The organism is Roseivivax sp. CAU 1761, assembly GCF_054482755.1.
The window spans coordinates 12,051-28,608 of sequence record NZ_JBTLRM010000001.1; the positions used below are offsets into that span (position 1 = coordinate 12,051).

The 16,558-nt window shown below is 72.3% G+C and carries 12 protein-coding genes and 1 tRNA gene; 6 read left to right on the forward strand and 7 right to left on the reverse strand.

The window, feature by feature from the left end; genetic code table 11:
* The first annotated feature begins 72 nt into the window (after window positions 1-72).
* Window positions 73-1,320, forward strand: a complete 1,248-nt coding sequence (locus ACXYMW_RS00055) for an NAD(P)/FAD-dependent oxidoreductase (protein ID WP_459033240.1) — start codon at window positions 73-75, stop codon at window positions 1,318-1,320.
* A 220-nt stretch (window positions 1,321-1,540) separates the two neighbouring features.
* Here the strand turns inward: ACXYMW_RS00055 and ACXYMW_RS00060 are convergent, their stop codons facing one another.
* Complete coding sequence (locus ACXYMW_RS00060) at window positions 1,541-2,599, reverse strand: FliG C-terminal domain-containing protein (RefSeq protein ID WP_459033241.1); 1,059 nt, start codon at window positions 2,597-2,599, stop codon at window positions 1,541-1,543.
* A 275-nt stretch (window positions 2,600-2,874) separates the two neighbouring features.
* On the opposite strand from ACXYMW_RS00060, the gene dctP reads away from it, so the two are divergent.
* The 4 genes from dctP to ACXYMW_RS00080 all read left to right on the forward strand — a co-directional run bounded on the left by dctP (window position 2,875) and on the right by ACXYMW_RS00080 (window position 6,915).
* On the forward strand, window positions 2,875-3,969 hold the full coding sequence (gene dctP, locus ACXYMW_RS00065; RefSeq protein WP_459033242.1) for a TRAP transporter substrate-binding protein DctP: 1,095 nt from the start codon (window positions 2,875-2,877) through the stop codon (window positions 3,967-3,969).
* A 109-nt stretch (window positions 3,970-4,078) separates the two neighbouring features.
* Window positions 4,079-5,383, forward strand: a complete 1,305-nt coding sequence (locus ACXYMW_RS00070; RefSeq protein WP_459033243.1) for a TRAP transporter small permease subunit — start codon at window positions 4,079-4,081, stop codon at window positions 5,381-5,383.
* A 4-nt stretch (window positions 5,384-5,387) separates the two neighbouring features.
* A complete protein-coding gene (locus ACXYMW_RS00075) occupies window positions 5,388-6,746 on the forward strand; it encodes a TRAP transporter large permease (RefSeq protein WP_459033244.1) in 1,359 nt (452 codons plus the stop codon).
* Between the two features lie 93 nt (window positions 6,747-6,839).
* Window positions 6,840-6,915: transfer RNA gene (locus ACXYMW_RS00080), tRNA-Val, on the forward strand.
* Window positions 6,916-7,126: 211 nt separating this feature from the next.
* Here ACXYMW_RS00080 and ACXYMW_RS00085 read toward each other — a convergent pair.
* A complete protein-coding gene (locus tag ACXYMW_RS00085) occupies window positions 7,127-8,074 on the reverse strand; it encodes a hypothetical protein (RefSeq protein WP_459033245.1) in 948 nt (315 codons plus the stop codon).
* A gap of 442 nt (window positions 8,075-8,516) precedes the next feature.
* Between ACXYMW_RS00085 and ACXYMW_RS00090 the strand changes: the two genes are divergently transcribed.
* Window positions 8,517-8,783: a hypothetical protein gene (locus tag ACXYMW_RS00090; protein WP_459033246.1), complete on the forward strand. Its 267-nt coding sequence runs from the start codon at window positions 8,517-8,519 to the stop codon at window positions 8,781-8,783.
* 33 nt (window positions 8,784-8,816) lie between these two features.
* Here the strand turns inward: ACXYMW_RS00090 and ACXYMW_RS00095 are convergent, their stop codons facing one another.
* The 5 genes from ACXYMW_RS00095 to ACXYMW_RS00115 form a co-directional block, all read right to left on the reverse strand.
* Window positions 8,817-9,209, reverse strand: coding sequence for a response regulator (locus ACXYMW_RS00095; protein WP_459033247.1), 393 nt, complete (start codon window positions 9,207-9,209; stop codon window positions 8,817-8,819).
* Window positions 9,206-12,184, reverse strand: a complete 2,979-nt coding sequence (locus ACXYMW_RS00100) for a GAF domain-containing protein (RefSeq protein ID WP_459033248.1) — start codon at window positions 12,182-12,184, stop codon at window positions 9,206-9,208. Before ACXYMW_RS00100 ends, ACXYMW_RS00095 begins: the two co-directional genes overlap by 4 nt.
* A gap of 141 nt (window positions 12,185-12,325) precedes the next feature.
* Window positions 12,326-13,456 (reverse strand): lipocalin-like domain-containing protein, encoded by a 1,131-nt coding sequence (locus tag ACXYMW_RS00105; RefSeq protein ID WP_459033249.1) that lies wholly within the window; start codon window positions 13,454-13,456, stop codon window positions 12,326-12,328.
* Entirely contained in the window at window positions 13,446-15,848 is a 2,403-nt protein-coding gene (locus ACXYMW_RS00110) for an FtsX-like permease family protein (RefSeq protein ID WP_459033250.1), read from the reverse strand. Before ACXYMW_RS00110 ends, ACXYMW_RS00105 begins: the two co-directional genes overlap by 11 nt.
* The gene (locus tag ACXYMW_RS00115; RefSeq protein WP_459033251.1) at window positions 15,845-16,498 is read right to left on the reverse strand and encodes an ABC transporter ATP-binding protein; all 654 of its coding nucleotides are present in this window, start codon (window positions 16,496-16,498) and stop codon (window positions 15,845-15,847) included. Before ACXYMW_RS00115 ends, ACXYMW_RS00110 begins: the two co-directional genes overlap by 4 nt.
* Between the last annotated feature and the right edge of the window lie 60 nt (window positions 16,499-16,558).

Consider the following 16,558-nt stretch of genomic DNA (forward strand, 5'->3'; position numbering starts at 1 on the left):
GGGACGCTATCACCGGTCGCATGGCCGGGCGGCGGCCGCAGGGGGCCGGAGCGGCAGGGAGACGGGCAGGGAATGGACGCCGATATCGTCATCGCAGGGGCCGGGATCGTCGGCACCTGCACCGCGCTCTGGGCCCGGATGCGGGGCCATGACGTGCTGCTCGTCGATCCTGCGCCGCCGGGCTCGGGCACCAGTTCCGGCAATGCCTGCACGCTGGCCACCTATGCCTGCCTGCCGGTGAACGACCCGGCGGTGCTGGCGGCGCTGCCGCGGCTACTCTTCGCGCGGGACAGCGCGCTGTCGGTGGCCTGGCCGCATGCCCTGACGCATCCGCGCTGGATGCTGTCCTTCCTGGCCAATTGCCGGAGCGCGCGCTCCCGCGCCATCGCCGGCCATCTGGCGCGGCTGCTGTCGCGCGCCGATGACGGGCTCGACCCCCTGATCCGCGAGGCCGGGGCCGGGGACCTCGTGGTGGCGGGCGGCCAGCTGACGGTCTGGTCGAGCCGGCGCGGCGCCGAGGCCGCCCGCGGCGGGCTCGACCTGCGCCGCCGGCTCGGCGTGGCGGTGGAGCATCTCAGCGCAGCCGAGGCGCAAGCGCTCGAACCCGGCCTCGACCTGCCGGTGGCCGCGGCGGCGTTCTTCCCCGAGGCCCGTCACATCCGCGACCCCGAGGCGCTGGTGCGGCGCCTGCATGCCCGCTTCGCCGACCTGGGCGGCCGGACCCTGGCCGAGCGCGTGCTGTCCTTGCACCCGGAGCCGCGCGGCGTCACGGTGCGCTGCGAGACCCGGAGCCTCGCGGCGGGCCGTGCGGTGATCGCGGCCGGGGCGTTCTCCGGCCGCATCGCGGGCTCCGGGGCGGAGCGGCTGCCGCTCGGGACCGAACGCGGCTACCACCTGCGCTTCGCGGGGTCGGGGGCGCGTCTGAACCGCCCGGTGGGCTGGGCCGAGGGCGGCTTCTACGCGGTGCCGATGGCGCAGGGGCTGCGGCTCGCCGGCACCGTCGAGATCGCCGCGCTGGGCGCCCCGCCCAACCGCGAGCGCCTGGCCTATCTGGCGCGGCGCGGCGGCGAGATGTTCCGCGATCTGCCGGCGCCCGACGCGTCCTGGCTGGGCTTCCGCCCGACGATGCCGGATTCGCTGCCGGTGATCGGGCCGAGCCCGGTCTCCGACCGCATCCTGCACGCCTTCGGCCACCAGCATCTGGGCCTCACCCTGGCCGGCATCACCGGGCGGCTGGTGACCGAAATGGTCGAAGGACGGCCCGCCGACCCGGCGCTCGCGGCCTTCCGCCCGGACCGCAGCTACGCGCCGCTCAGATAGCGCCGGCGCGCCGCGACGCGGCCGGCCGCGCCCCCGCCCGCGGCGTGCGGCGGACGAAAAAGGGGCCGCCCGAGGGCGGCCCGACAGTGGTCTTTCAGGACTAGGCTGTGGAGATCGGTGCAGCCCGGGCCGCACCGTTGCCGGCGCCCGTGTCGCCTTCAAATGCGGTGCGAATGCGGCGCTGCGGCGGAGTCCTTGCGGCCTCCGCCCTGCCGCCGGGTCACTCCTGATCCTCCATCGTGAGCAGCACGATCTCGCCGCGGCCGGCGATGTCGCGGATCGCCGAGACCACCGCGCGCTGCGCCGCCTCCGCCTCCTTGGTCGCGGGCATGGCCCGTTCCGCCACCTCCTCGGACAGGGCGGCGGCGGCGCGCTTGGAGAGGCCCGACAGGAGAAACTCGGCCACCGGTGCCAGTTCGCCGCCGGCGGCGCCGGCCAGCGCGGTGACCATCGTGCCGTTGTTGACCTCCCGGATCACCCGCGGCACGTCCTCCGGGGCGAGGCGCTCGGGAATGTTGGCGAAGGTGAAGATCGCCCTCCGCACCAGCGTGGCAAAGCCGGCATCGCTTTCCGCAAGGCCGCTCAGCACGTCGTCGCGCAGGGCATCGGGCGACTGGTTCAGGATGGCGCCGATCCGCTCCACCGGGGCGGCGGCGAAGGCCCGGTCGGGATCGGCGTCGAGCTGCGCCGAGAGGCTCAGCCCGATCCGGTCCACCGCGTCGGGGGTGATGCCGGCGGTGCGCGACACCGCGAAGGTGATGCGCCGCGCCTGCGGTCCCGGCAGGCGTTCGAGGATCTGCGCGGCCTTCGCGACCTCGATCTTCGACAGGATGACGGCGCTGATCTCGCAGCTTTCGGCATCGACGAATTGCAGCAGCCGCTCCACGCTCTGGGCGCCGATGCGCTGCCAGGGATCGCCGGCCTGGCGCACGCCGGCGGCCTTGCGCAGGCGCCGCGCGGTCTGCGCCGCCAGCCGGCCGTCCAGCATGTCGAGCGCGCCCGCCACGCCGTCGGGAAAGCGCAGCCCGATCTCGGCCAGCTCCTCGCTGAACTCGGTGAGGACCGCGTCGAGGGTGCTGCGGTCGACATAGCGCAGCCCGCCCAGCGCCTGGGTCAGGCGCTCCTGCAGCGGGTCGGGCAGCGATGCCAGCGGCACCTCGGCGCCTTCGTTGACGATGAACTGCACGACGATCGCAGCCTTGTCCCGGCGGGAAAGCCGGGCGCGGCCGGCAGCGGCGGCAGGAGCGGGCAGGGCGGCAAGGGGGGAGGTGACGGACATCGGGCGCTTCTGACTGAACCGGGTGGGGCCAGAGCTAGGCCATGCGGATTAACGCCGCGTTGCCGGACGCGCCGCGGCAGGCCGGCGCGCGCCCCCCTCTCCGGGCGCGCCGCGGCGCTGTGACGGGCCTGCGACCGTGCCGCTGCATCGGGGAACGCTGCGGCAGGCGACGCTTGACCCCGCCCGGCATACCGCGTTGCATGGCGATGCGCCGGCGCGCGCTTGCGATCGGGCCGGGGCCAGATAACCAAGACCGATCCTGGGGAGGAGAGATCATGACACGCACGACCCGCAGACACGCGCTGCGCACGCTGGCGGGGGTGGGGGCTGCAAGCCTCGCCGCCCCGCACATCGCCGGCGCGCAGGCCAACGGCACCACCTGGAAGATCCAGACCTCCTGGCCGGGCGGCGCCGGGTTGCAGATCTTCAAGGATTGGTGCGCCTCGATCCAGGAGAAGTCCGGCGGCGAGCTGACCTTCACGCCCTTCGGCGCCAACGACGTGGTGGGCGACTTCCAGCTCTACGACGCGGTGAAGAACGGCGTGCTCGACGCCATCAACCCGTTCACCATCTACGGCCAGGGCATCGTTCCGGCGGCGACCTTCCTGACGTCCTATCCGCTGGGCCTGCGCAACCCGCATGAATGGGACGTGTTCTATTACGGCCTCGGCGGGCTGGAGATCGCGCGCGAGCTGTTCGCGGCACAGGGCATGCATTTCGTGGGCCCGGTGCACCACGGCCCGAACATCATCCACTCCAAGGTGCCGATCCGCTCGATCGACGATTTCGCCGGCCGCAAGATGCGTCTGCCGGGCGGCATGGTGGCCGACGTGTTCTCCGAGATCGGCGCCGAGACCACGGTTCTGCCGGGCTCGGAGATCTTCCCGGCGCTCGAGAAGGGCACCATCGACGTGGCCGATTACGTGGGCCCGGCGGTGAACTACGCGTTGGGCTTCAGCCAGGTCACCGACTACATCGTCATGGGCCCGCCGGGCTTCATGTCGCTCTACCAGCCGGTCGACCTCATGGACATCACCGTCGGCATGAACGCCTGGAACGCGCTCAGCGACCAGATGAAGCAGTTCGTGGAGATGGAGACGCATGTCTATTCCGACATGCACCACGCGGCGATCCAGAAGGCCGACCAGGAGGCCTGGCAGAAATTCGAGGAGGACGGCACCGAGGTCACCCGCCTCAGCCAGGACGATGTCGAGCTGATGACCGAGGTGGCGGTGCCGATCTGGTTCGACTACGCCAACCGCGACCCCAACGCCGCGCGGGTCTTCAAGATCCAGCTCGACTACATGCAGTCCGGTTCGCTCGGCTATGTCGACCCGGCGCTGACCGAGGGGCTGGAACTCAAGCTCTGATCCATGGCCCCGGACAGGGGCGTTCCGCGAAACCGAGCCGCCCGGAGCCCGTCCGGGCGGCTTGCGCCGTCCGCGCCCGGGCGGCGCCTGTCAGAACCGGACCCGTGACATGCCCGACGTAAGTTACACATTGCCGCACTGGCTCTACTGGGTGGGCCTGATCGTCTTCCCGCTGATCGCGATGGCGCTGGCGCGCCGCCCGCGCACCGGCGAAAACCGCTATTCCATGGCGCTCGGCTACATGATCCTCGTCACCGGCGGCATGCTGGGCCTGCACCGCTTCTACCTGAAGAACCTCTGGGGCTTCGTCTTCATCCCGATCTTCCTCGTCATCCTCTACGCTAACGGGGCGGGGCAGGAGGCGCGGTCGGTGGTGTCGGACTACGCCAACCAGGTCCGGGTGGCACAGCGCACGCTCGACCGCGAGGGGCCGCGGGTCGAGGAGGCCCAGGCCGAGATCGAGCGCTACCGCAACGAGCTGGCCGAGGCCGAGGAGGGATCCTTCGCCCAGAAGGCCGCGGAGCGCCGGCTCAGCCGCGCCGAGACCACCATCCGGCGCGGCGAAGAGCGGGTCCGCGAGGCCCAGGCCACGGTCACCCAGCTCGAACCGACGCTGGCCGCCGCCCGCGCCGACCGCGCCTACTGGAACGACGTAGCGCGCTACGCCTTCTTCCTGCTGCTGATCATGATCCTGATCGACGCGGTGCTGATGAAGCGTCTGGTGCGCAACGCCAACCGCCACCTGCGCCCCGAGGAGGAGAGCGAGGCCGCCAAGCGGCTTGAGGAGGCCGGCGTCACCGAGACCCGGCCCGACGAATCCTATGCCGAGAACTGGATCGACCGGCTCTGTCTCTTCGCCGGCGAATTCGTCGCCTACTGGGCGGTGATCGCGGTCTTCGTCTACTACTTCGAGGTGATCTCGCGCTACGTCTTCAACACGCCGACGAACTGGGCGCATGAATCCATGTACCTGATGTTCGGCATGCAGTACCTGATCGCCGGCGCCTACGCGATGCTCACCGAGCAGCACGTGCGGGTCGACATCTTCTACGCCCCGCTGACCCGCGAGCGGAAGGCCTGGGTCGACATCCTGACCTCGATCTTCTTCTTCATCTTCGCCGGCACGCTGCTGGTCACCAGCTGGATCTTCGCCATGGACGCGCTCGCCGTTCCGACCGGCAACGGCCTGCTGTCGCAATGGGCGCGCGGCGACATCCCCACCACCGAGATGCTCGCCAACTGGTCCTGGGACCAATGGTCGAACTCCAACGTGCGCTGGGGGGAAATCAGCTTCAACGAATGGGAAGTGCCGCTCTGGCCGATGAAATGGGTCATGGTGATCGGCGCGCTTCTTCTCGTCCTGCAGGGAGTGTCGAAGCTCCTCAAGGACATCCGCACGCTTCAGGAGGCCTGACCGGATGGGTTTGGAAATCGAAATCGGCTGGCTCACGCTGATCATGTTCGGCAGCCTTCTGGCGCTGCTGATGGCCGGGCTGCCCCTGGCCTTCGTGACCGGCGGTCTGGCCTGCGTCTTCCTGTTCCTGCTGGGCGACGCGCAGGCGCTGAACATCGTGCCGAGCCGCATCTTCCCCTTGATGACGAACTACCAGCTCTCGGCCATCCCGCTGTTCATTTTCATGGCGGCGATGCTCGAGAGGGCGGGCATCATCAACGACATGTTCGACGTCATCTACAAGGTGCTGGGCGGGCTGAAGGGCGGGCTCGCCGCCGCCACCATCCTCGCCTCCACGGTGCTCGCCGCCATGGTGGGCGTGATCGGCGCGGCGGTGGTGACGATGGGGATCATTGCGCTGCCGGCGATGCTGGCGCGCGACTACGACCCCAAGATTGCCATGGGCTCGATCATGGCCGGCGGCACGCTGGGAATCCTGATCCCGCCCTCGATCCTCGCCATCATCTACGCCGTGGTGGCCGAGCAATCGGTGGGCGAGCTGTTCATCGGCGCGGTGATCCCGGGGCTTCTCCTGTCGGGGATGTACATCCTCTACGTCGTCGGCCGCTCCTACCTGAACCCGCAGCTCGGCCCGCCGATCCCGGTGGCCGAGCGCATCTCGACCCGCGAGAAGGTGGCGCTGGTCTCCAAGATGGCGGCGCCGATCGCGCTCATCGTGGTGGTGCTCGGGGTGATCTTCTCGGGCGTCGCGACCCCGGTGGAGGCCGCCGGCATCGGCACCTTCGGCGCCTTCATCGTCGCTGCCATCCACCGCAAGCTCGACTGGCCGACGGTGCGCGAAGCCTGCCTGACCACGCTCAAGGCCTCGGCCATGGTGATCTGGATCATGTTCGGCGCGACGATCTTCGTCGGGCTCTACGTGCTCGAGGGCGGGCAGCAATTCGTGCAGGAGAGCCTGGCCGCCACCGGCCTCGGGCCCTGGGGCATCCTGATCCTGATGCAGATCCTGCTGGTGGCGCTGGGGATGTTCCTCGACTGGGTGGGCATCCTGCTGCTCTGCGTGCCGATCTTCGTGCCGATCGTGAAGGCGCTGGGCGCCGCGGCCTTCGGGCTCGACGATCCGGGCGACCTGGTGCTGTGGTTCGGCGTGCTCTACCTCGTCAACATGCAGATGAGCTTCCTGTCGCCGCCCTTCGGCTACGCGCTGTTCTACCTGCGCGGGGTGGCGCCGCCGGAGATCCCCATGGGCGACATCTTCCGCTCGGCGCTGCCGTTCCTGGCGCTGCAGGTGGTGGGGCTGGCGCTCTGCATGGTGTTCCCACAGATCATCACCTGGCTGCCCAACGTGGTCTACGGACCCTGACCCGCGCGCAGGCCCGCCCCGGCGGGCCTGTCCTCCCCCCGGTCCGGCGGGACTTGCAGCCCGTTTCGGGCCGGGCTAAAGCCGGAGCCCCGGGGGTCGTTAGCTCAGTTGGTAGAGCGTCTCGTTTACACCGAGAATGTCGGCGGTTCGAGTCCGTCACGACCCACCAGGACCGCACCGGCCCGCGCCGGGCATCGCCTTGTCTCCCAAGTTCGGCGCCAGAAACCCGGCATCGCGATGCGGCGTCCGGGGGCCCAATTCCAGGTCAACAGGGATGCGAATTTCGCCCGCGTGTGCCGCGCGCGGTGGGAATGATCGGCGTCTCGTGGTGCGGGCGCGGGCGGGCCACGCCCGCGCCCCGGTTCGACGGACCGGCGGGGTCAGCGCCCGAGCTGCTCGGCCCCGAAGGTCAGCTGCAGGGCCTGGCCGCGCGCCACCACGCCGCCGCCGCGCAGCGCCATGCAGCTGCCCGAGACCGACATCAGCCGCAACGTCTCGACCGCATTGTTGCCGCCCAGGGTGACGCTGTGGGCGGTGCCCACCAGCTCGCCGCGGGCATCGACCACCGGGAAGCCGTCATAGGCCGCGGTGTTGCCGCCGCTGGCGCAGCGATAGGGCCCGGGCTGCACGGCGGGAAGGGTCGGCGTGGCGCCGCGGGTGACGGTGCCGGCCGCCTCGGCGGCGCTGCCGATGCCGCCGCCGCTGGCCCCGCCCGCGAAGGCGGTGGCGCCGCCGGAGGACGCGGTGCCGGCGCCGCTGCCGCCGGTGGTCGCGGTGTTGCCGCCGGCGGTGGTGGTGCCGCCGCTGGTCCCGCCCGCGGTGCCGCCGCCGGCGCCGACCGTGCCGCCGACCGACCCGGTCGCGCCGGTCCCGGAGGTGCCGCCGGTCCCGACGCTTGCCGATCCGGTGGCGCCGACGCCGCTGCCCGAGCCGCCGCCCGAACCGCTGCCGCCGACCGACACCGACCCGGTCGCCCCGGTGCCGCCGCCCGAGACCGAGACGCCGGCCCCGGTGCCGGATCCGCCGACGGACGCGTCCACATTGGCCGAGACGCCGGAGCCCGATCCGGCGGAGCCGCCGGTCGACCCGCCGCAGCTGCCCACGCAGCCCTCGGCGGTGGCGCCGCCCGCTCCGGCGCCGCCCAGCGCATCCACCTGGGCATCGGCGATGTTGCCCCCGCCGAGGGCGTCGGCCTCGGCGCTCGCAACGCCGCCGACATTGGCATCGGCGCTGACCGACGGGCTGCCATCGGTGCTGATGCCCTGGGCGCCGACCGGCGCGGGGGAGACGAGCGCCGCGAGCGCGAGCGTCGCGACGGTCATGTGCATGAAGGCCTTGGCGTTGGCAGAACGATTTCCATCAATCACGTGTCACATCCTCCAAATTGCCGGGAGCCCCGGCCCTGAAATGCGGGCCGGGTCATCCCCGAAACAACTTTGAGGGTAATTCCGCTATCGAATTATCCAGCAAAGGCGCCGCAATGCCGGGTCGCCGCCAAATGTCCATGCATTCGGAATTCCAAATACGAGCGGCAAATCGCCAAGAATCGCAAAGTCTTGCTCATCAAGGATTTCGGTGTTCACGAACCCGGAACAATGCGTTTCCGAATCCGGTGTGCGACTTTTGTCGCAATCCGGCGGCGCGCGCGATCCGAACCCCGGCGCAGGGCCCGGCATTGGTTGCGTTAGCGGAAACAGAAAGTTTTCTACCGTGGGATGTGACGGAGTGACGTCACGTAATACGTCTGGGATCTCACAGGGAGTATCACCGATGCCCGCAAAAGCTTCGTGCCACCTTCTGAATCTGGCCACCGAAACGCTCGCCGCGCTCGATGCCGCCGAAGCCGAGTTCTGCAATATCGGCGCCGGCGAGACCGGGATAGGCCCGAATGCCCCGATGTCGCGGGTCCGCCTGCGCGCCCTTCAGCAGCACCTGATGCGCGCCCGGCAGGCCCAGGCGGAGGGCATCGCCCTGCTGATCCGCGAAACCGCCGGGCAGGCCGGCCCGCGCACGGGGCGGGGCGGCCGCATCGGCTGATCCGCCGGCGGCGCCCGCCGCCGCCCGGCGCGGTCAGATCGCCGGGCCGACGCTGTGCGCCAGGCGCCGGGCGAGGATCGCCGGGGGCGTGGGCTTGCTGTAGACCGCGAGGTCGGGATGGGCGCGCCGCAGCGGCTCGGGCAGCCCGACCCCGGTATGGACGATGACCGGGATGGCGGGACGCAGCACCGCCAGCACCGGGGCGATGGTGCCGTCCGGCAGGTCGGCATCGACGATGGCGCCGTCCGGGCGGGTCTCGGCGATCAGGCGCAGCGCCTCGGCCACGGTCGGGGCGGGACCCAGGACGATGCCGCCGGCGCGTTCGACGCCCCAGGCGATGTCGAGCGCGATGAAGGGCTCGTCTTCCACCACCAGCACCCGCGCGCCGCGGAGCGGGTCCTCGGAGCTCGCGGACGCCATAGTCACGATGCCAGACGCCCGCGCGCCGCCGCGAGGCGGATCTCCACCCCGTCGGGCCGCCAGTCGTAGACGATGCTCCCGCCGAGCTGGCCCGAGGCGCTGAGCCGCGCCAGCTGGCTGCCGAAGCCGTCGCGCTGCGGCGGTCCGGCAATCGCCGGCCCGGCGCTTTCCCGCCACGTCATCTGCAGGGTGTCGTCGTGCCAGTCCCAGGCGACCTCGACCCGGCCCTCGGCCACCGAGAGCGCGCCGTATTTCGCCGCGTTGGTGGCCAGCTCGTGCAGGATCAACGCGAAGCTGGTGGCCGCCGAGGGGCCGATCTCGACCTCCGGGCCGGACTGCCGGAAGGCCGCGTCGCGCCCCTCCACATGCGGCTCCATCACCGTGGCGATCAGCGCGTCGAGTCGGCTCGGCGCCACGTGGTCGGCGCGCGCCGTCAGGCTCGAGGTGATCAGTTCATGCGCCCGGGCGAGCGACATCAGCCGGCCGCTGAGCGCCGCCGCCATGCCCTCCACCGAGGAGGCGCTGCGCGCGGTCATCTGGATCATCCCCGAGGTGATCGAGAAGAGGTTCTTCACCCGGTGGTTCAGCTCGCGCAGCAGCAATTGCCGCGCCTCCTCGGCGCGCTTGCGTTCGCTGATGTCGACGATGGTGCAGACCGCGCCTTGCAGCTCGCCCTGCCAGATCACCGGGCGGACCCAGTACTCCACCGGAAAGACGCTGCCGTCGGTGCGGAAGAACACCTCGTCGTCGACATGCGCCATCTCGCCGGTCGCCGCGACCCGGTAGATCGGGCACTGGGCGCGCGGGTAATGCGAGCCGTCGGCATGGGAATGGTGGATGATCTCGTGCAGCTGCTTGCCGACCACGTCCTCCTCGCGCTCGAAGCCCAGCATGCGCAGGAAGGCCGCGTTGCAGCGCGTGGTCCGGCCCTCCGGGTCGACGGCGTAGAAGCCGTCCGCGGTGGCGTCGAGCAGCAGCGCCAGGTCGGCCTCGCGGCGGCGCAGGTCGATCTCGATCCGGCGGCGCTGCTCGATGTCGATGAGCACGCCGGGAAAGCGGATGGCGTGGCCCTCGGCGTCGAGGTCGCACCGCCCGCTGGCCTCGATCCAGCGATAGCTGCCGTCGCGCTGCCGCACCCGGTACTCGGCGCGGAACTCGCCGCCGCGGCGTGACGCCTCGGCGATCACCGCATGCGCCCGGTCGCGGTCGTCGGGATGCACCGCGGCGATCGCCTCCGCCACGTCGTAGCCGGAATGGCAGCGCTCGGGATCGAGTCCGAAGGTCCGGGCGAAGCGCTCGTCGGTGGTCATCCGGCCGGTGGGAATGTGCAGCACCCAGGTGCCGACGATGGCGCCGGCAGCGAGCGCCAGTTCGACCCGCTCCTGCGCGTCCTCCAGGTCGGCCTGGGTGCGGCGCAGGTCCTGTTCGGCCTTCCGCCGCACCTCGATCTCGCGCTGCGCGGCCTGGTAGAGCCGGGCATTGTCCACCGCGATGGCGGCCTGGCCGGCGATGCCTTCCATCAGGCGCTCGTGATGGTCCGAGAAGCGGCCCGGCTCGGGATGGCCGAACAGCAGCCCGCCGATGACCTCGCCGGAGCGCGAGATGACCGGAACCGCGAGATAGCTGCGGACCGGAAGATGGCCCTTCGGCATGCCGTGATGCGGCCGGTTGCGGCCGTAGCGGGGATCGCGGGTGATGTCGTCCGAGCGCACGATCCCGGTGCCTTCGAAGGTCGGCTTGAAGATCGCGGTGTTGCGCGGCATCGGGAAAGCCGCGAAGGCCTCGCGCGCCGCCCCCGACAGCGCGTACAGCATGTAGCTCTCGCTGGTCGCGTCGATCACGTTGTAGAAGAAGGCCCCGAACGCGGCGCCGGTCAGCTCGACCCCGGCATCGGTGACCATCTGCACGATGGCATCGTGGTCGAGTTCGGCGGCGATGCCGGCGCCGACGCGGTTCAGCGTTTCCAGCAGGCGCTTCTGGTCGGAGAGCGCGTGCTGCGCGGCGTAGCGCTCGAGAATCAGCGCCGTGGTCTGCGCCACGAACTCGATCAGCCCCTCGAACTCGGCGCCCGGCAGGCCCGGCTCCGCGTCGTAGACCGCGAAAGTGCCGAGCAGTTCGCCGCCCCGGCCGAGGATCGGATGCGACCAGCAGGCGCGCAGACCCTCGCGGAGGGCGAGGTCGCGGTACTCCTGCCAGAGCGGGTCGGTGGCGATGTCGGCGACCTGGACGCCCTGCCGGCGATGCGCCGCGGTGCCGCAGGACCCGGCGCCCTCGGCCACCGGAACGCCGTCGACGGCCCGGCAATAGGCCTCGGAGAGCCCGACCGCGGCGCCGTGGGTCAGCCGGGTGCCGCTGGCGTCGGTCAGCAGGATCGAGCAGGCCGGATCGCGCCCGGTGCTTTCGCAGAGCGCCTGCACGAGTTCGGTCAGCACGGTGTCGAGCGGGGTTTCCTGCAGCGTCAGTTCAAGCAAGCGGCGGTGCAGCGCCTCGAGCCGTTCGCCGGGCATCTCGGCGTTTCGCTCCGCCCCGCCCGGAATGTCGAGAACCACGCCCAGCACGCCGCGGCGGCGGCCGTCCGCGGCGGCCAGCGGCGTCAGGACGGCGCGCGGCCCGGTGACCCCGTCGCGCCTGTTGCCGGGCAGCTCCAGCCCGGCCGCGCGGTTCCTGACCTCGTCCAGCGCGCCGCCGATCCCGGGCCAGAGCCCGGCCAGCGCCCGGTCGGCCGGGACCCCGTGGGCCGGCGCCGTGCCGGGCAGGAGGCTGCGCAGCGCGGCGTTGCAGATCAGCGCATTGTCGTCGCCCCAGGCGAGCCACATCGGCGCCGCCGAGGCCTGGACGGTCTCGACAGCGGACCGGAACCCCGCATCCCAGGACTCGGCTGACCCGAACGGTCCGGTAAGCCCGTGGGCATGGGCAATGTCGTGTTCCAGCAGGCTCTCCGTATCTCCGGGATGGTCCGTACCGCGATCGTCCGCCGACATGATTTCAGGCGTTCCCTGCACCGGAGCGAGCCCGGAAAAGATTCATGACGTTTGCAGGCTTTACAGGATTGGCCCGTCCTGTCGAGCCCTGCGCGCGGTCGGGCGCGTTCCGGTGCTGCGGCGCGCGCTGCCGGGACCCGCTCACTCGGCCGGCGCCGCATCGTAGCCGGTCATCTCCAGGTAGCCCGCGCCGCGATGCGATCCGGAGACCGTGACCGGTCCTTCCCAATAGGCGAAGGAGGTGCCCATCCAGGCGTCCGGGTTGACCGGGCGCGTCTCCACCTCGACGCCTTCGGCGGGCAGGGCGAGCCGCCAGCGCAGCGGCAGCCGCCGCCCGGCCACCCGGCCGTAGTCCAGCGGTGTGAGGCGCAGCGCGCCGTCGCCGTAGCTGCGGCTGACGCCGTCGGGCCCGATCCAGGTGGCGGAGGTGAAATGCGCCCCGCCGGTGCTGCGCAGGCCGAAGCCCATCAGCCGGTCGCCGCTCTCGAAGGTCAGCGAGAACCAGTCCCAGCCGCGCTGGTCGGCGGCCAGCGGCTGCGACGACCATTCCCGGTCGATCCAGGCATGGCCGGTGACGTCGAGGCTGCGTTCGGGCAGGTCGAGCCGCCCCCGGGCGCGCAGGAAGGGCTGGGAATAATAGTAGCTGGCCTGCCCCGCGGCGGACTTGACCGAATAGCCGTCCTCGCCGTGCAGCACCAGCGGGCCCTCGGCGTCGAGGTCCAGCGCGTAGGCGAAATCCGCGCCACGGGCCGCCACGTGCAGCGCCTGCATCGGGTCCTCCGCCCCGTCCGGCGGCAGCCTCGTTGCGAGGCGCCAATCGTCGATGAAGGCCGCGAAGGGGCGCGCCAGCCCGGCCTGGCCCAGACCGCCGCGGGCGCTGCGCTCGGCAAAGAGATGGCGGTCGGGCAGGGTCAGGGCGGCATGGGCGAACCAGATCTGCCCGGGCGATTCGGCGTTGTCGCCGGGGGCGAGGGCGGAGCGGAACAGCGTCCATTGCACGCCGCAGGCAATGCCCTCCGCGGTCTCCAGATTGGCGGTCAGGTACCACCACTCGATGCGGAACCGGGGATGGGCGAAATGATCGCGGGGAAAGGCCAGGGCCCGGCCGCGGCGCGGCACCTCGAAGCCCTCGGCCGCGCTGCCGAGCCCGGCGAAGCCCTGGGCGCGCGCCGCGGGCGCGGGGCCAAGCCCGGCCAGCCCCGCCAGCCCCGAGAGCCCGGCCAGCACGCTGCGCCGGGACGGGCGGGCAGGGGGGCGGCGCTCAGCGGTCATTGGCGAACACGCCCAGAAGGCGCGCCGGCGGCATCCGCGCCAGCCGCAGCACCGGCCAGAGGCTGGCCAGCAGCGCCGCGGCCAGGGCCGCCGCGCCGAGCGCCAGCCAGCCGCCGGGAAACAGCCGCATCGGCAGGCGCCAGCCGAAGGCCTCGACATTCACGATGGCGAGCAGCACCCAGGCCAGGACCAGCCCGACCGGCACCGCCAGCGCCCAGGTCAGCGCCGCCAGCAACGCGCTGCGCGCCAGCTCCAGCCGGCCCAGCGTCGCCGGGCGCAGGCCGAGCGCCCAGAGCGGCGCGAGCTGCGGCAAGCGCAGCGTCGCCAGGGTCAGCAGGCTGGTCAGCATGGCGAAGCCCGCCACCCCCAGGGTCAGCACGTTGAGCGCCCCGGTGACCAGGAAGGTGCGCTCGAAGACCCGCAGCGAGGCCGCCTTGACCCGGGCCTGGTCGATGATGGCGTCGGACGCGATCCCGGCCTCGTCGCGGAGCAGCGCGGTCACCTCCCCGGTCTCGCCCTCCGGCACGCGGAGGGCGAAGCGCAGCGGCACCACCTCTGGGTGGCGCGCGGCCAGGGCGGGGCTCGCCACCATGACCTGGCCCTCGGGGTTGCCGTAATCGGAATAGACCCCGGCCACCGGCAGGCGCCAGCCGGCGCCGAGATCCAGCGCATCGCCAAGCTGCAGGTCGGCGCGGCGCCAGAGCTGTTCGTTGATCAGCGCCGCCTCGCCGGCCGCGACGCTGTCCCAGACCCCAGGCCGGGAGGCGATCAGCGGCCAGTTCTCGCGGTAGGTGACGTGGTCGGCGACGCCGTAGACCGCGGTGGCGCGGCCCAGCACCGGGCGGTCCACCGACCAGATTGGCAGCGCGGGCAGGCCCCGCTCGGCCGCCAGCCGGGCGACGTCCTGCGCCGCGTCCGGGTCGGCGGCGGTGACGTAGAGCTCTGCCGCCAGCCGCTGGTCGAGCCAGCCGGTGAAGGTGGCGCGGAACGACCCCACCATGGTGCCGACGCCGATATTGGCGGCCAGCGCCAAGAGCAGCGCCATCAACGCCAGCGACAGCGCCGGGACCTGCTGGCGGGCATCGGCGAGCAGCCATTCGCCGACCGGTCCCCGGGCCAGCGGCCGCGCCAGCGTGAGGGCGCCCATGAGGAGCGGCGGCAGGGCCAGCGCCGCGGCCAGCATCAGCGCGGCGAGGCAGGCGAAGCCCGCCAGAAGGCCCTCGCCCCAGAGCGCCAGCCCGGCCGCGGCAAGCGCCAGCCCGGCCGCGGCCGCCGCCTGCAGCCGCAGCGTGCGCGCCGAGACCAGCGCCCAGGCCCGCGGCCGGGCCGGGGCCAGAAGCGGCATCCGCGCCACCTGGATCAGCGCCCGGCCCCCGGCCAGCGCGGTGCCGGCATAGGTCATCGCCAGGCCGCCGGCCGCCCAGACCGGATCGAAGCTCAGCGCGCCGGCGATCTCGGCGCCGTAGAGGCTGCGCAGGGTGCCCGCGACCCCGGGCAGCAGCGCCGCCGCCAGGAGGTAGCCCAGGACCAGCCCGGCGAGCCCCGCCAGCGTGGCGATCAGCGCCAGTTCCGCGGCCAGGAGCAGGATCAGCCGGCGCAGGCTCAGCCCCAGCGCGCGCAGGGTGCGGAAGGTGCCGCGGCGCTGCTCGAAGGCGAGCCCGATGCCCGATTGCACGATGAAGAGCCCGACGCCGAAGCTCAGCAGGCCGAAGGCGGTGAGGTTGAGGTGGAAGCTGTCGGTCAGCGCGGCGAGGTCGCCGCCGCTCTCGGGCGGCAGCAGCTGCAGCCCGACGCCGGGGTCCAGCGGCGGCAGGCCGAAGGGCTGGTCCGGCAGGACGAGCAGGTGGCTGTAGCGCGCCCGGTCGAGCAGGCGGGCGGCGGTGGCGATGTCGGTCAGCGCGAGGCCCGGCGCCAGCCCCGCCACCGCCTGGCGCGGCGGCAGGTCGGTCCCGTCGAGCCGGGCGGCGGTCTCCGGCGCCACCAGCAGCAGCCCAGGCGGGGTCAGGAACCGGGTGAGCGTCCCGGTCTCGGCCAGCCCGGCCAGCGCCGGCTCGGGCGGCGCGGTCAGCGGGTCGATGCCGCGCAGCTCCAGCGGACCTGACCCGGTGCCGGGATCGAGGCTCCCGGTGATCACCGGGGTGACGAGATAGCCCTCCCGGCGCAGGGCCGCGAAGGTCTCGGGCGCGATGCCCGCCGCCGCCACCAGCCGGTCGAGCGGCTGCTGGCCCAGGGTTCCGGCGGCCCGCGCATAGCTCGCCCGCGCCTCGGCATTGACCGCCTGCACGCCGGACCAGAGCGCGGTGGCCAGCGCCAGGCCGAGGACCAGCGCCGCGGCCTGCAGCGGGTGGCGCCGCCAATGCGCGAGGAGCGCCGCGAGCCCCGCCCGACTCATCCCAGCCGCCCCGCCTCGAGATGCAGCCGCCGGGTCAGTCGGGACGCCAGGCGCGGCGAATGGGTGACCATGAGAAAGCCGGCCCCGGCCTCGGCCACGAGGTCGAGAAACAACGCCAGCACGGCGTCGGCGGTGGCCTCGTCGAGATTGCCGGTGGGCTCGTCGGCCAGCACCATGTCGGGCCCGGCGGCCAGCGCCCGCCCGATCGCCACGCGCTGCTGCTGGCCGCCGGAGAGCTGTTCGGGGTAGCGCCGCTCCAGGCCGGCGAGGCCCAGCCGCTCGGTCAGACGCGCGGTGCGCTCGGGGTCGTGGCGGCCGGCCAGCCTTGCCTGAAAGGCGAGGTTCTGCGCCACGGTGAGCGACGGGATCAGGTTCAGGCTCTGGAACACGACGCCGATCCGGTGGCGCCGGAGCCGCGCGCGCCCGGCCTCGTCGAGCCCCGTGAGCTCGGCCCCGTCGAGCCGCAGGCTGCCGCCATCGGCGGGCTCCAGGCAGGCCAGGATGTGCAGCAAGGTGGATTTGCCGGACCCGCTCTCCCCGGTCAGCGCGACGCTCTCGCCGCGGGCCAGGCTGAGCGAGGCGCCGCGCAGCACCGGCACCGGGGCATCGGCGCCGTCAAAGCTCTTCACCAGGTCCCGGGCCTCCAGCATGCGGGCCGCTCCGTCGCTGCGATACCGCCTCGAACCTAGCCGCCCGGACCGGCGCTGACA

Coding starts and splice junctions, on each gene's coding strand:
- ACXYMW_RS00055 (WP_459033240.1), top strand. CDS start 73: ATGGACGCCGATATCGTCATCGCAGGGGCCGGGATCGTCGGCACCTGC.
- ACXYMW_RS00060 (WP_459033241.1), bottom strand. CDS start 2,599: ATGTCCGTCACCTCCCCCCTTGCCGCCCTGCCCGCTCCTGCCGCCGCT.
- dctP (WP_459033242.1), top strand. CDS start 2,875: ATGACACGCACGACCCGCAGACACGCGCTGCGCACGCTGGCGGGGGTG.
- ACXYMW_RS00070 (WP_459033243.1), top strand. CDS start 4,079: ATGCCCGACGTAAGTTACACATTGCCGCACTGGCTCTACTGGGTGGGC.
- ACXYMW_RS00075 (WP_459033244.1), top strand. CDS start 5,388: ATGGGTTTGGAAATCGAAATCGGCTGGCTCACGCTGATCATGTTCGGC.
- ACXYMW_RS00085 (WP_459033245.1), bottom strand. CDS start 8,074: ATGCACATGACCGTCGCGACGCTCGCGCTCGCGGCGCTCGTCTCCCCC.
- ACXYMW_RS00090 (WP_459033246.1), top strand. CDS start 8,517: ATGCCCGCAAAAGCTTCGTGCCACCTTCTGAATCTGGCCACCGAAACG.
- ACXYMW_RS00100 (WP_459033248.1), bottom strand. CDS start 12,184: ATGTCGGCGGACGATCGCGGTACGGACCATCCCGGAGATACGGAGAGC.
- ACXYMW_RS00105 (WP_459033249.1), bottom strand. CDS start 13,456: ATGACCGCTGAGCGCCGCCCCCCTGCCCGCCCGTCCCGGCGCAGCGTG.
- ACXYMW_RS00110 (WP_459033250.1), bottom strand. CDS start 15,848: ATGAGTCGGGCGGGGCTCGCGGCGCTCCTCGCGCATTGGCGGCGCCAC.
- ACXYMW_RS00115 (WP_459033251.1), bottom strand. CDS start 16,498: ATGCTGGAGGCCCGGGACCTGGTGAAGAGCTTTGACGGCGCCGATGCC.